Origin of the sequence: Winogradskyella poriferorum, assembly GCF_050618035.1 — a bacterium.
Lineage (GTDB): Bacteria > Bacteroidota > Bacteroidia > Flavobacteriales > Flavobacteriaceae > Winogradskyella > Winogradskyella poriferorum_A.
The window spans coordinates 1-223 of the sequence record NZ_JBODPY010000216.1 but is presented as its reverse complement, the minus strand read 5'-3'; the positions used below and the strand labels follow the sequence as shown (position 1 = coordinate 223).

Genomic DNA, 223 nt, shown 5'->3' with positions numbered 1-223 from the left:
CAGAAGCGGAGACGTTTCCGCCATCATCGGGATAAATTGCTCGTAGCCGACCCAGGCGGAGTCAAAGAGGATGTAGTCGCAAAGGTGCCCGATCTTGTCGATCACCTGACGGGCGTTGTAGATCGTGCCATCGTAGGTGCCGAGCTGAATGATCGCCAGACGGAACGGGCGCGCCTCGGCGGCTTTCTGCGGCGCGACGTCACGGATCAGTTCCCGCAGCCAG

The 223-nt window shown here is 61.0% G+C and carries 1 pseudogene; it reads right to left on the bottom strand.

Features of this window, described 5'->3' with window-relative positions:
- Positions 1-223: pseudogene (locus tag ACRHOC_RS15525) on the bottom strand (ornithine decarboxylase); the annotation flags it as partial.